The 11,736-nt window shown below is 74.6% G+C and carries 14 protein-coding genes; 7 read left to right on the top strand and 7 right to left on the bottom strand.

Annotated features, from left to right (window positions below):
• Positions 1-3: 3 nt before the first annotated feature.
• Positions 4-453: a CBS domain-containing protein gene (locus ACFU6K_RS16055; protein WP_380663523.1), complete on the bottom strand. Its 450-nt coding sequence runs from the start codon at positions 451-453 to the stop codon at positions 4-6.
• An 82-nt stretch (positions 454-535) separates the two neighbouring features.
• Positions 536-1,519 (bottom strand): slipin family protein, encoded by a 984-nt coding sequence (locus ACFU6K_RS16050; protein ID WP_380663522.1) that lies wholly within the window; start codon positions 1,517-1,519, stop codon positions 536-538.
• Positions 1,520-1,721: 202 nt separating this feature from the next.
• Here ACFU6K_RS16050 and ACFU6K_RS16045 point away from each other — a divergent pair, with 202 nt between their 5' ends.
• The gene (locus ACFU6K_RS16045) at positions 1,722-2,546 is read left to right on the top strand and encodes a uracil-DNA glycosylase (protein ID WP_380663520.1); all 825 of its coding nucleotides are present in this window, start codon (positions 1,722-1,724) and stop codon (positions 2,544-2,546) included.
• 6 nt (positions 2,547-2,552) lie between these two features.
• Here ACFU6K_RS16045 and ACFU6K_RS16040 read toward each other — a convergent pair whose 3' ends face one another.
• Positions 2,553-3,431: a CHAD domain-containing protein gene (locus ACFU6K_RS16040; RefSeq protein WP_380663519.1), complete on the bottom strand. Its 879-nt coding sequence runs from the start codon at positions 3,429-3,431 to the stop codon at positions 2,553-2,555.
• 166 nt (positions 3,432-3,597) lie between these two features.
• Between ACFU6K_RS16040 and ACFU6K_RS16035 the strand changes: the two genes are divergently transcribed.
• From ACFU6K_RS16035 to ACFU6K_RS16025, 3 genes are all read left to right on the top strand, one after another.
• Entirely contained in the window at positions 3,598-4,272 is a 675-nt protein-coding gene (locus ACFU6K_RS16035) for a hypothetical protein (protein WP_380663517.1), read from the top strand.
• Between the two features lie 152 nt (positions 4,273-4,424).
• Positions 4,425-5,228 (top strand): DsbA family protein, encoded by an 804-nt coding sequence (locus ACFU6K_RS16030; RefSeq protein WP_380663516.1) that lies wholly within the window; start codon positions 4,425-4,427, stop codon positions 5,226-5,228.
• Between the two features lie 106 nt (positions 5,229-5,334).
• Entirely contained in the window at positions 5,335-5,994 is a 660-nt protein-coding gene (locus tag ACFU6K_RS16025; protein ID WP_380663515.1) for a vitamin K epoxide reductase family protein, read from the top strand.
• Between the two features lie 7 nt (positions 5,995-6,001).
• Here ACFU6K_RS16025 and ACFU6K_RS16020 read toward each other — a convergent pair whose 3' ends face one another.
• The 4 genes from ACFU6K_RS16020 to ACFU6K_RS16005 all read right to left on the bottom strand — a co-directional run bounded on the left by ACFU6K_RS16020 (position 6,002) and on the right by ACFU6K_RS16005 (position 8,702).
• Entirely contained in the window at positions 6,002-6,502 is a 501-nt protein-coding gene (locus ACFU6K_RS16020; RefSeq protein WP_380663513.1) for an NUDIX domain-containing protein, read from the bottom strand.
• A gap of 106 nt (positions 6,503-6,608) precedes the next feature.
• Positions 6,609-7,697 carry a serine hydrolase domain-containing protein gene (locus ACFU6K_RS16015; RefSeq protein ID WP_380663512.1) on the bottom strand — a complete coding sequence of 363 codons (1,089 nt, stop codon included), beginning with the start codon at positions 7,695-7,697 and terminating at the stop codon, positions 6,609-6,611.
• Between the two features lie 48 nt (positions 7,698-7,745).
• Positions 7,746-8,261, bottom strand: coding sequence for a GNAT family N-acetyltransferase (locus ACFU6K_RS16010; protein WP_380663510.1), 516 nt, complete (start codon positions 8,259-8,261; stop codon positions 7,746-7,748).
• 24 nt (positions 8,262-8,285) lie between these two features.
• Positions 8,286-8,702: an ankyrin repeat domain-containing protein gene (locus ACFU6K_RS16005; RefSeq protein WP_380663509.1), complete on the bottom strand. Its 417-nt coding sequence runs from the start codon at positions 8,700-8,702 to the stop codon at positions 8,286-8,288.
• A 398-nt stretch (positions 8,703-9,100) separates the two neighbouring features.
• On the opposite strand from ACFU6K_RS16005, the gene ACFU6K_RS16000 reads away from it, so the two are divergent.
• The 3 genes from ACFU6K_RS16000 (at position 9,101) to ACFU6K_RS15990 (ending at position 11,712) form a co-directional block, all read left to right on the top strand.
• Entirely contained in the window at positions 9,101-9,295 is a 195-nt protein-coding gene (locus ACFU6K_RS16000; RefSeq protein WP_049660046.1) for a hypothetical protein, read from the top strand.
• 115 nt (positions 9,296-9,410) lie between these two features.
• Complete coding sequence (locus ACFU6K_RS15995) at positions 9,411-11,027, top strand: hypothetical protein (protein ID WP_380663507.1); 1,617 nt, start codon at positions 9,411-9,413, stop codon at positions 11,025-11,027.
• 310 nt (positions 11,028-11,337) lie between these two features.
• Entirely contained in the window at positions 11,338-11,712 is a 375-nt protein-coding gene (locus ACFU6K_RS15990; protein ID WP_049655293.1) for an RNA polymerase-binding protein RbpA, read from the top strand.
• Positions 11,713-11,736 lie beyond the last annotated feature (24 nt).

Genomic DNA, 11,736 nt, shown 5'->3' with positions numbered 1-11,736 from the left:
GTGTCAGCCCTGGGCCGCCCCCGCGGGCGCCTCCTCCGCGCAGACCGCCGAGACGAACTCGGCGACCCGCGCCTGCGGCAGACCGCGCGCGATGTCCGCCTCGCTGATCATGCCGACCAGCTTGTGCTCCGGGTGGTTGATCACCGGCAGCCGGCGCACCTGGTACTGCTCCATCACCCGCAGCACCTGCTCGCAGTCCTCGTCCGCCTCCACCGTCATCGGCCGCCCCTGCGCCAGCTCGCCCGCCGTCACCGACGCCGGGTCGCGGCCCTCGGCGACGCAGCGCAGCACGATGTCGCGGTCGGTCACGATCCCCAGCAGCTTGTCGCCCGGCCCGCAGATCGGCAGGGCGCCCACATGGCGTTCCCGCATGATCCGGGCGGCGGCCGCGAGCGTCTCGTGCTCGCGGATGCACTCCGCGCCCGGGTGCATGATGTCGCTGGCTCTGGTCATGGTCCGCCTCCTGGCCTGGCTTCCCTTCCCCCTCGTCCATCGTGGTCCGGGCGGATGGCCGACGCCACCGGGACCGGCCCGCTCAGTCCGACCCGGCGGGGCCGCCGCGCCCGGCCCGGCCGTCCGACGACTCCGGACGGTCCAGCGGCGACTGCTCCAACACCTCTTCCAGGGGCGGGAGCTCATGCCTGGGCGGCTCCGGTTCGAGCCCCTCCTCCGGGATCTCGCCGCTCTCCACGGCCTCCTCCACGGCCTTCGCCCCGGCCGCGGCGGCCGCCGCCGTCAGCAGGTTCCGCTGCTGGACCTCCGTGGCACTGTCCAGGAAGCGCAGCAGCTCCACCGGGAAGGGCAGCACCAGCGTCGAGTTCTTCTCCGCCGCCACCTCCACCACGGTCTGCAACAGCCGCAGTTGCAGCGCGGCCGGAGTCGCGCTCATCACCGCCGCGGCATCCGACAGCCGCTGCGAGGCCTGGTACTCGCCGTCCGCCGTGATGATCCGGGCCCGCCGCTCCCGCTCGGCCTCCGCCTGCCGGGCGATCGAGCGCTTCATCGACTCCGGCAGCGCGACGTCCTTGATCTCCACCCGGTCGATCTCGATGCCCCAGCCCAGCGCCGGACTGTCGATCATCAACTCCAGCCCCTGGTTGATCGGTTCCCGGTTGGCCAGCAGGTCGTCCAGCTCGCTCTTGCCGATGATCGAGCGCAGCGAGGTCTGCGCGACCTGGGAGATCGCGAAGTTGTAGTCCTGCACGTTGACGGTGGCCTTCACCGGGTCCACCACCCGGAAGTAGACCACCGCGTCCACCCGTACGGTCACGTTGTCCCGGGTGATGCCCTCCTGCGCCGGGATCGGCATCGTCACGATCTGCACGTTCACCCTGCGCAGCCGGTCCGCGACCGGCATCAGCGCCACCAGCCCGGGCTCGCGCACCTCGTCGCGCACCTTCCCGAAGCGGAACACCACGCCCTTCTGGAACTGCTGGACGACCCTGATGCTCAGGCCCGCACAGATCACCCCGAGTCCGGCCAGCCCTCCGAGCGCACCCAGCACCGCATCGACGATCATCGCGGCCTCCTCGCGGCCGGCGCACTGCGCGCACACCGGCGTCTCCGGCCGCCGCCGACCCGGACCGGCCGGGGACCGCCGGAGCAACTGATTCCACGCTACGCCTGCCCGGACCACGCCGGACCGAACGTCCGCCTGCCGCAGGGCCTGTCTTCGAACTCCCGTCTGCGGGAGTCCGAAGACAGGCCCTAGGATCTCGACCATGCCGACCGAGGCCGCGCCCTCCTCCCCCGCCGACGAGCCCGCCAACCTGGCCGCCGACCAGGCCGCCGACGACCCCGAGCACCCCCGGCACCCCGCCGCGGCGGCCGCCCGGGCCGCCGGACTCGCCGCGCTGGACCGCGTCGTCACCGGCTGCCGGGCCTGTCCGCGCCTGGTCGCGTGGCGCGAGGAGACCGCCCGCACCAAGCGCCGCGCCTACCAGGACCAGGACTACTGGGCCCGCCCCATCCCCGGCTTCGGCCCGCCGGACGCCCCGCTCGTCCTGGTCGGCCTCGCCCCCGCCGCCCACGGCGCCAACCGCACCGGCCGGATCTTCACCGGCGACCCCTCCGGCGACCTGCTCTACGCCGCCCTGTACGAACTCGGGCTCGCCAACCGCCCCGAGTCCGTCCGCTACGGCGACGGCCTGGAACTGTCCGGCGTCCGGATCACCGACCCGGTCCGCTGCGCCCCGCCGGACAACAAGCCCAGCACCGCGGAACGCGACACCTGCCGCCCCTGGATCACCCGGGAGCTGGAGCTGATGCGCCCCACCGTGCGCACCGTCGTCGCCCTCGGCGGCTTCGCCTGGCAGGCGATGCTGCCGGTGATCGCGGACGCCGGCTGGCGGGTCCCCCGCCCCCGCCCCGCCTTCGGCCACGCCGCCGTGGCCGCCTTCCCGGCCCGCGACGGCGGCCCGGACCTGCGGATGTACGGCTGCTACCACGTGAGCCCGCGCAACACGAACACCGGCCGGCTGACCACCGCGATGCTCCGGGACCTGCTGCGCGAGGCCGCCCGCTCCGCGGGGCTCGACCCCCGGTAGCGCGCGCTACCCGAACCGGGCCAGCTTCCGCCTGCCCGCCGGCCGCCAGACCTCCGGCAGCCGGCGCCGGGCGGCCTCCTCCGCGGCCAGCTGGCGGCCGTAGAGGACCCCGTAGCCGAAGGGCTCGCCGCTGCTCGCCGCGTGGGCGGCGAGGGCGCTCGCGGCGACGACGGCGTCCTGGTGCTCGCCCAGCACCTCCTGGACGGCCTTCATCCGCCGGGCGTAGCGCTCGGCCCGGGCGCCGACGGCCGGGGCCGCGGTCTCGCCGGCGTAGCGGGCGCGCTTGGCCGCCTTGCGGGCCGCGTGGAGGGCGAGGTCCCGTTCCCCGGGGGCGGCGGCGAGGGCGGCGCGGACGCGCTCGGCGGTGCGGTCCTGTTCGCGGGCGGCGATCCGGGAGAGCTCCGGGACGGCGCCGCGGGCGGCGCGCCGGCGCAGCGGCGGGTCGGCGAGGAGGCCGGCGAGGGCCTCGCCGAGGGCCCGGCGGCGGGGGCTGTCCAGGGCGGCGACCACCTCCGGCCAGATCTGCCGGTACTCGGCCTCGCCCCACCGCTCCAGCGCGGCGGCGACCCGCCGCGGCCCGCACTCGGCGGGCAGCTCGCGGGCCTCGGCGGCGAGCCGTTCGGTCAGCACCTCGCGGTCCCGCGCCCCGCCGAGCGCGGCGGCGAGCCAGCGCAGCTCGGCGACCAGCTCGTCGGTGGCGCCGGGGGCGAGCAGCCGCCGGAAGGTCCGCAGGGCGCTGCGCAGCCGCCGGCAGGCGACCCGCATCCGGTGCACGGCGTCCGGCTCGTCGGCCCGGACGGCCTCGTCCAGGCCGGCCAGCACCGCGGCCTGCGCCTCGATGCGGGCCAGCAGCACCTGCCCCACCGTGGTCTCGGGTTTCGCCATGCGCGCTCGCCCCCTCGTCGGTCAGCGGGAACGCCTTCCAGGCTAATGCGGCCACGGCTGCTGTCGACCCGACGGGCGACCTCGCAGGCTACTGAGAGCGCGTCAGCCGGACCAGGGACCTACGGGCCCTCGTGCCGGACGCGGAGGCCATGGCATACTCCGGAGCGTGACGACCTCCTCCCATGCGACCAGGGCCCTGCGGGCCGCGGTGTTCACCGCGCTCGCCGTGCCGATGGCCGCGTTGGGCCAGGTGGTCATCACGGGCCGTCCGCTGCCGCTGTCGCTGGTGGCCACGGCCGGTGCCGTCGTCTTCCTGGTCGCGGCCGTGCTGGCCGGCGGGGAGCGGCGGTTGCTGCACATCTCCGGCGTGATGGTGCCGGTCGAGCTGCTGCTCAACACCACGTTCAACCTGGGCCAGGCGGGCTGTTCGCCGGTGCTGGCCGGTCAGGTGCCCGCACGCGGGGTGAACCTGCTGGTCTGTGGCGGCGGTTCGGTGGACGGCTCGCTGCTGAGCGGCCCGCTGGGGCACACCACCCAGTTGGCGCCCGCCGCGACCCAGCTGCTGCTCCTGCTGGTGCACCTGGTGATCGCGCTGGCCGCCTCCGCCTGGCTGCGGATGGGCGATGCCGCCCTGTCCGGCCTGGCCCGGGCGCTGCGCGCGCTGCGCGAGTCGCTGGCCGGCCCGCTGCGCGCCCTGGTCGTCCTGCTGCTCCCGGCCCCGGTCCGTCCGGTGCTGCGGGTGCCGCTGCCGGTGTCGGACCGCCCGCGGCCGCGCCGCGAGGACGTGGTGCTGAGCCCGGCGCCCCGGCGCGGCCCGCCCGCCTTCGCGCCTGCCTGCTGATCGCCGACCCCGTCTGATCATCCCCGTACCCGGCCGAACGGCCCCGGTACGCCCGCAGGCAGTGCGCACGACTCCCGCGTTCACCGACCCCGCCGCCGCAGTCGCGGCTTCCCGCGCGCACCCGCGCGCCGCGTACAGGAGTTGACTCCCCCGTGTCCCAGGACAAGAACAAGAAGCGCATCAGTGCCCGTGAGCGGATCCAGGAGGCGCAGCGCCGCGAGCAGCAGGCCGCCAAGCGCCGTCAGCGGATCGTCGTGACGGTCTCCGCCGTCGTCGTGCTGGCCCTCGCGGGGGGTGTCGCCGTCGCGGTCAACTCGGCCTCGGACAAGAACGACAAGTCCTCCGCCGCCGCGTCGGCGCCGCTGGTCACCCCGGCCAACGCCTCCGGCCCGAACGGCACGGTGATCACCTACGGCAAGGCCGACGCCCCGCACACCATGGCGGTCTACGAGGACTTCCGCTGCCCGGTCTGCAAGCACTTCGAGGCGGCGAACGGCGAGACCATCAAGAAGCTCACCGAGGACGGCCAGATCAAGGTGGAGTTCCACCTGGCGGCCTTCCTGGACAAGAGCCTCGGCGGCAAGGGCTCGCGCACCGCGCTGGCCGCCGTCGGCGCCGCGCTGAACGAGGGCGTGGACCAGTTCAAGGCGTTCCACGACGTGCTGTACGCCAACCAGCCGGACGAGCGCGAGGACGGCTTCGGCGACGTCAACCACATCCTGGACCTGGCCGGCCAGGTGCCCGGTCTGAAGACGGACGCCTTCGTGAAGGCGGTGACCGACAGGACCTACGCCCCGTGGGCGGCCAAGGTCGCCGACGCGTTCAACGACAGCGGCGTGACCGGCACCCCGACCGTCAAGGTGGACGGCAAGCAGATCACCCTGTTCGCCGGGAACGCCGTGGTCCCGCCGGAGCAGTTCACCGCGCAGGTGAAGCTGGCCGCCGGCCTCCAGTAGGCCGCGCCCCCACCCCCGCGCACCACCGCACCGTACGGCACCACCCGGCCTGGCCGAACTCCCGGCCGGGCCGGCTCCTCCCAGCCAGCCACCGGAGTGTGCTGCCATGTCCGCTGCTACCACCGTGCCCCCGTCCCGCTCCGCTCCCGGCGACGTCGCCACCGCCGCCCGGGCCCCGATCGGCGCGAGCCGGGCCTACGCCTTCCTGCTGTTCCTCGGCGCTCTGGTCGGGCTGGCCGCCTCCGCGGTCCTGACCTTCGACAAGCTCCGCATCCTGGAGAACCCCTCCTACGTCCCCAACTGCAACATCAACCCGGTGATCAGCTGCGGTTCGGTGATGCGCACCGAGCAGGCGGAGGTCTTCGGCTTCCCGAACCCGCTGCTCGGGCTGGCCGCCTTCGGCGCGCTGGCGGCGATCGGCGCGGGGCTGCTCGCCGGTGCGGCGTACCGGCGCTGGTTCTGGCTGGGGCTGAACGCGGGCACCGCGGTGGGCGTCGGGTTCGCGCACTGGCTGATCTACCAGGCGCTGTACGACATCGGCGCGCTCTGCCCGTACTGCATGGTGGTGTGGGCGACGGTGGTGGCGCTGTTCTGGTACACCACGCTGCACAACCTGCGCTCGGGCGTGATCCCGGTGGGCCCGCGGCTGGGAGTGGTCGTCCGGGAGGCGGCGCGCTACCACTGGGCGCTGCCGGTGCTGTGGGCGGCGGCGATCGCGCTGCTGGTGCTCAACCGGTTCTGGTACTACTGGTCCACGCTCCTCTGACCGTCCGTCACCCCACGTACCCGTCCGAGTGCAGCAGCGTGGCGGCGCCCGTCCGCCGGGCCTCCAGGGCCCCGGTGAGCCGGCGCGCCGCACCGGGCTGCAGCAGGACGGCCGCCCGGGCCGGGGTGAAGTACCCGTGGTCGGCGATCTCCTCGGCCTGGGCCCGGACCACCGCCCCGGCCGCGACCGTCCCGCCGTCGAACATGAACTGCACGGCGGGGTGGGCGTGTTCGCCCTGGTCGGGGATGGCGTCGCGCCACTCCACGACGAGCAGCCGCAGCGACCCGGCCAACAGCCCCGTCTCCTCGTACAGTTCGCGGGCGGCGCACTCGGCGGGCCCCTCCCCCGGGTCCATCCCGCCGCCGGGGAACTGCCACTGGTCGCGGTAACTGGCCTTCAGCAGCAGGACCTTGCCCGCCTCGTCGGTGAGCAGCACGCTGCACCCGACGTAGGCGCGCACCATCCCGGCGAGCCACTCCTCCTCCGAGAGTGCCCAGGTGTCCGTCATCGCGCCTCCTCCGCCGACCGCCGCCGTCGGGGACAATCTGCCGCGATCCCCGCCCGCCAAACGGCGTTTCGCGCCGAATCCACCCGAACGAGTGCCGGGTCCGGCCTCAGCCGAAGACGGCCCGCCGGAAGGCGTTGCGCAGTTCGGTGAGCCGCTGGATGTCCCGGTCGTAGTGCACCTTGTTGGTGAGCAGCAGGGCCCAGCGGCCGAGCCGCCGGGAGACCCAGAAGCCGGTGCCGGTGAAGCCGTAGTGGACGAAGGTGCCCTCGGCCGGGTCGGTGCCGGGGGCGTACAGCCAGGACAGGCCGCGGGCGGGGGCGAGGCCGCCGGTCTGCTCGCGCAGCGACTCCTCGATCCACGCCCCGCCCCAGGGCAGCCCGGGCGGCGGGGCGAGCAGCGCGGTGAGGAAACGGGCCAGGTCGCGGGCGGTGGAGAAGGCCCCGGCATTGCCGGAGACCCCGCCGAGCAGCCGGGCCGAGGGGTCGTGGACGACGCCGCACAGGTGGACGCCGGCGTCCTCCTCGTACTCGGTGGGCGCGGTGCGGGCGGTGAGCGCGGCGCCGAGCGGACCGTAGCGGGTGTCGGCCATGCCGAGCGGCCCCCAGACCCACTGCTCGGCGAGCCGGTCCAGCGGCGCGCCGCCGAGGTCCTCGACCAGGTAGGTGAGCAGCACGGCGGCCCGGTCGGTGTACTCGACGGCCGTGCCCGGCGGCCGGTGCGACGGGGCGGCGAGGACCCCGGCCCGGATCGCCGCCGGGTCGCGCCCGTAGAGCCGCTCGAAGCGGGTGTACGGGAGCATCCCGGCGGTGTGGGCGAGGAGTTGACGGACGGTCACCGCTCCGGCGGGGTGCCCGGCGGCCGGCGGCCACCAGCGGCCGAGCGGTTCGTCCAGCGGCAGCCGCCCGGACTGCCGCAGCACCCCGGCGCAGGGCCAGAGCGCGACCACCTTGGTGAGGCTGGCGAGGTCGTACAGGGTGTCCGGCCCGGGCCGCAGCCGCGCGTACGGCCCCCGCCCGAGCACGCCGTGCCCGCCGCCGCCGAGCGCGCCGCCGGCGTCGCCGACGGCCCAGACGGCGCCCGCCCCGACGGTGCGCGCGCCGCCCTCGACCAGCCGGTCCAGCTCCCCGCCGGGCGCGGCCAGGCCGGGGAGCCGGCCGGCTCCGGGTGCGTCGGGTCCAGTCGCTCGGTGGCTCATCCGTCCCCCTCCTCGGGCCGACGGGAGCCTTCCCCGCGCGGCGGCGGCTCAGACCGCCGGAGCGAGTTCCTTGCCGAGGCAGACGCTCTGCGGGTGGTCCTTGTAGATGCCGAACTTCCGGATCGCGGCGTAGCCCTCGGACCGGTACAGCGCGATGGCCTCGGGCTGCTCGGTGCCGGTCTCCAGGATGAAGCGGGTGCGTCCGGCCTCGACCGCGGTCCGCTCCAGGCGGCGCAGCACCGCACGGGCCAGGCCGCGGCCGCGGGCGTCGGGGACCACGAACAACCGCTTCAGCTCGGCGTCACCGTCGCGCAGGCCGTCCGGGCCGGCCTGCTTGGCCCGCCAGCCGCCGCAGCCGACCGGACGGCCGTCCAGGTAGGCGATCATGAACAGGCCGGCCGGCGCCTCGAAGTCCTCGGGGTGCAGCACGGTCTCGTCCGGGTCGCCGTAGCGGCGCACGTACTCCTGCTGCACCTCCGCCGAGAGGGCCTGGGCGTCGGGGTGGGCGTAGCCGGTGACGCGGAACTCGACGGTGCCGGTGTCCTGGGCGGTGCTGGTGCTCATGGTGAAAAAGCCTACGATCCCCGCTCAGCGGACCTCGAACCGGGCGACCAGCTCGTCCTTGCCGAACATCCGGGCGGTGTCCACGGCGCTCGGGACGCCGGCCCGGGGGTCGGCGCCGCCGGCCAGCAGGACGTCGAGCACGTCCGTGGCGCCCTTGAAGACGGCACCGGCCAGCGGGGTCTGGCCACGGTCGTTGGCGCGGTTCGGGTCGGCGCCGTACCGGAGCAGCTCGGCGACGGTGGCGGCGTGGCCGTGGTAGGCGGCGAGCATCACCAGGGTGTCGCCGCGGTCGTTGGTGAGGTCGGCCGGGGCGCCGGCCTCCAGGTAGGCCGACAGGGTGTCGGTCTCCCCGGCCCGGGCGGCGTCGAAGAGCTTCCCGGCGAGCGCGATCACCTCGGCGTCGGGGGCGTCGGCGGGCTGCTGGCTGGCGGAGTCGGTCATGGCGGGCGGCCTTTCCGGTCGGGTCGTCGGGCGGTCTCGGGGCTGCGCCCAGGGCACGGTAGCGGCCGGTGCCGCGACGGACCAGCGGACGTCCGGGATCCGGATGACGGCCCGCGCCCGCCACGACACGCGGCCGCACGCGTTGCGCAGCCATTCGAGCGAACTTCCGGGACCCCCCGGAAACTTCCCACCCGCCGCCCGGGAATGCCTGGGCGCACCGAATCCCCGCACGGCCCGGCCCCCACCCCGGCCGGTCCGCATACCGCCACCCGGCCGCCGGAACGGTATTGGACGGCAGAACCACCCATTTGCACCGTTCCATCATCTATTACTTTTTGTCACGATTAGTGCACTTTCCGTAACACCCCTGCTTGTCCCCACTTCCTGAGGAGCGGAACGTGATCCTCTCGATTTCCGGCATCGTCCTGTTCGGCACCATCGCCTTTCTCTTCTTCCGCCGGGACGGACTAAAGGTCTCCCACGCCATCGTCTGCGCCCTCTTCGGCTTCTACATCGCCGGCTCCTCGATCGCGCCGAGCATCACCGCGGGCGGCGCGAGCCTCGCCAGCCTGCTCAGCGGCATCAGGTTCTAGCCGCCACGCCGTCCCCCTCCCCCGTACCGGCCCGGGCGCGGATCCCACCGCCCCCGGGCCCCGTCGTTCCCCACCGCGCCCACCCCACCCGTCCCACCGCCCGGGGAGTCAAGGAATGCCGCTCCACCGCCACCTCAGCAAGGGCCGCACGATCGCCCGGACCGCCGGGGACCACGCCTCCGACATGTTCGCCCCGCTCTCCGTCATCGGCCGCGGCCTGCGCCACCACGCCGACTGGGCCAGGTCCCGCTGGCAGGAGACCCCCAAGGAGCGCCGCGGCCCGACGCTGTTCCTGACCGCCGCCCTGCTGATCGGCGTCTACCTGCTGCCGCACGGCCTGCTGTTCGCCCTGATCGCCCTGATGGCCAGTGCCGCCTGGGCCGGCCGGGCCCCCAAGGCGGCGCCCGCACCGCCCCCGCCGGACGCCGCCGACGTCAAGCTCGCCGCCCTCTACGCGGCGCTCACCCCCTACCTCTGCGGCCCCGAGGACGCCAACCCGCTGTACCACTTCGAGGGCGCCTACAGGAGCGCCTTCAGCGCGTGGGAGTTCGACGGCGAGGGCCGGCTCTCCCGGCTGGAGATGAGCTACCCCGCGTACTTCACCGACACCGAGCCGTCCTCCCGGGCCCGGATCGAGCAGGTGGTCCAGGGCAAGGCCGGCCGGGCCCGCGAGTACCGCTTCGACTGGGACGAGGAGTCCAACCGGCTGCGGATCACCGCGCTCGCCCCGCTGCCCAGCGACATCGCCGCCCAGCGCTTCGTGGCCGCCCCCGGCGAGATCGTGCTGGGCTTCACCGACGAGGACGGCACCGCCCGCACCATCCCGGTCACCCGGGGCGGCACCACCGTCCAGCAGCCGCCGGTGGTCTGGCGCACCGGCCCGCGCTCCTCCGAGCCGCACCTGCTGGTGCTCGGCGTCACCGGCTACGGCACCTCCAGCCTGCTGCGCTCGGTCGCCCTCCAGGCCCTCCCGTACGCGGACCTGGTGGTGGTCGACGGCGCGGGCACCGGCGAGCACGCCTGCCTGGTGAACCGGCCCGGCGTGCACACGGTGGAGACCAGCCTGCACGGCGCGCTGGCCGCCCTGGACTGGGCCGTCGGCGAGACCGAGCGCCGGCTCGCCGCGCTCAACACCGCCCGGCACGCGGGCACCGCCCCGCCCGAGGACGTCACCCGGCCGCTGTGGCTGCTGCTGGACCACCCGACCGAGCTGAGCGAGCTCGCCCAGGCCGAGGGCCGCCCCGACCCGCAGGACCTGCTGGAGCTCCCGCTGCGGCACGGCCGGGCCGCCCGGGTCACCGTGGTGGTCGCCGACGACCTGGCCGCCCGGGACCGGCTCACCGCCACCGTCCGCACCACCACCCGGGCCCGGGTGGTGCTCGGGCCGGCCGGCCCCGACGAGGGGCGCGACGCGCTCGGCGCACCGTTGGACATCGTGCCCGCCTCCCACGCCCCGGTCGGCCGCGGCTACGCCCGGATCGGCAACGGCGCCCCGGTCCGGCTCCAGGCGCCCGCCACCGTCGACCCGCTGGACGACGAGGCCCCGGCCCCGCTGCGGGACGCGGTGATCGCCCTGCTGCCGCACCGGGACAGCCGCACCGAGGCGGCCTCCGCCGTACCGCCCCGCCCGGACCGCCCGCCGGCGGTCCCCGCCGCCGATCCGGCCGCGCCGGCCCGTCCGGTCGACCTGGCCAAGAGCGAGCCGATGATCCGTTCACGGCCGATCTCCTGACGGCCGGGCCGGCCCGCCACCCGGGCCGGTTCCCCGGCCCTCGACCGGGGGCGGCGACCACCGTCGAATCCCGTCCCGGTACGCTCGTCACGGAAAGTCCGCACGATCACCAGATGTGAAATACGTGACACCTGGGGTGATATCACCGGCCAGATGTGACAAATCGGGCGCAGGTGGGTACAAACAGGGGCGGCACTACAGACGACGCATGTCCCGGGACGGGAATCTTCGTCGGAAGCCGAGCGTTGACCGAACGACGAAGAACAGCGACCACTAGTCCTGTGGGCCATAAGCCCGGGAGGCACGATTCATGAGCGAGCGAGCTCTCCGCGGCACGCGACTCGGGGCCACTAGCTACGAGACCGACCGTGGTATCGATCTGGCTCCCCGCCAGACCGTCGAGTACGCATGTCAGAACGGACACCGATTCGAGGTTCCTTTCTCGGTCGAGGCCGAGATCCCCGCGACCTGGGAATGCCGCTTCTGCGGACAGGAGGCGGCGCTTCTCGACGGCGACGAGCCGGAAGAGAAGAAGATCAAGCCGACGCGCACCCATTGGGACATGCTGATGGAGCGCCGGACGCGCGAGGAGCTGGAGGAGGTGCTGGCCGAACGGCTGGCCGTGCTCCGCTCCGGTGGGATGAACCTCGCGGTGCACCCGCGAGACACCCGTAAGAGCGCCTGACACCTCGCTCCCGCCCCGTGCGGG

This window comes from Kitasatospora sp. NPDC057512 (assembly GCF_042802135.1).
GTDB lineage: Bacteria > Actinomycetota > Actinomycetes > Streptomycetales > Streptomycetaceae > Kitasatospora.
Note: the sequence above shows the minus strand (reverse complement) of the source record. Positions and strands in the feature narration are given on the sequence as shown.

Excerpts from the sequence above, each read along its gene's own strand:
- ACFU6K_RS16025 (WP_380663515.1), top strand. The coding sequence starts at position 5,335 with ATGTCCGCTGCTACCACCGTGCCCCCGTCCCGCTCCGCTCCCGGCGAC.
- ACFU6K_RS15990 (WP_049655293.1), top strand. The coding sequence starts at position 11,338 with ATGAGCGAGCGAGCTCTCCGCGGCACGCGACTCGGGGCCACTAGCTAC.
- ACFU6K_RS16050 (WP_380663522.1), bottom strand. The coding sequence starts at position 1,519 with ATGATCGTCGATGCGGTGCTGGGTGCGCTCGGAGGGCTGGCCGGACTC.
- ACFU6K_RS16045 (WP_380663520.1), top strand. The coding sequence starts at position 1,722 with ATGCCGACCGAGGCCGCGCCCTCCTCCCCCGCCGACGAGCCCGCCAAC.
- ACFU6K_RS16015 (WP_380663512.1), bottom strand. The coding sequence starts at position 7,697 with ATGAGCCACCGAGCGACTGGACCCGACGCACCCGGAGCCGGCCGGCTC.
- ACFU6K_RS16005 (WP_380663509.1), bottom strand. The coding sequence starts at position 8,702 with ATGACCGACTCCGCCAGCCAGCAGCCCGCCGACGCCCCCGACGCCGAG.
- ACFU6K_RS16010 (WP_380663510.1), bottom strand. The coding sequence starts at position 8,261 with ATGAGCACCAGCACCGCCCAGGACACCGGCACCGTCGAGTTCCGCGTC.
- ACFU6K_RS15995 (WP_380663507.1), top strand. The coding sequence starts at position 9,411 with ATGCCGCTCCACCGCCACCTCAGCAAGGGCCGCACGATCGCCCGGACC.
- ACFU6K_RS16020 (WP_380663513.1), bottom strand. The coding sequence starts at position 6,502 with ATGACGGACACCTGGGCACTCTCGGAGGAGGAGTGGCTCGCCGGGATG.
- ACFU6K_RS16040 (WP_380663519.1), bottom strand. The coding sequence starts at position 3,431 with ATGGCGAAACCCGAGACCACGGTGGGGCAGGTGCTGCTGGCCCGCATC.
- ACFU6K_RS16055 (WP_380663523.1), bottom strand. The coding sequence starts at position 453 with ATGACCAGAGCCAGCGACATCATGCACCCGGGCGCGGAGTGCATCCGC.